At 57.6% G+C, this 302-nt stretch carries 1 pseudogene; it reads left to right on the top strand.

Annotation, left to right across the window (positions count from 1 at the left end):
- Positions 1-302 (top strand): annotated as a pseudogene (locus DW677_RS19045) (DNA-binding protein); the annotation flags it as partial.

Raw genomic sequence — 302 nt, 5'->3', positions numbered from 1 at the left:
GTCCCCCGAAAGCAGATAAGGACAAGGCCGCAGCCCCGAAGCCCGAAGCTCCCGCACAGAAACCGGAAAATGCGGTCAAAAAGGAACCGGAGAAAAAAACGGCGCCAACGGTACAGGCCGCTCCCGCTCCGAAGGAACCCGAAAAACCGAAGGATGCACCACGCCGGGGCAAGGAACAGATCGTCTATATCAAGCTGAACGAGCTTCACGCCTTCAAGAACCATCCCTTTGAGGTTCGGGATGATGAAGAAATGCGGGCTATGGTGTCCAGCGTCAAGGACAAGGGCGTGACCCAGCCCGCT

Source organism: Clostridium sp. AM25-23AC, from assembly GCF_003435125.1.
Lineage (GTDB): Bacteria > Bacillota > Clostridia > Lachnospirales > Lachnospiraceae > Pilosibacter > Pilosibacter fragilis.
This window is presented reverse-complemented; position numbering and strand designations above follow the sequence as displayed.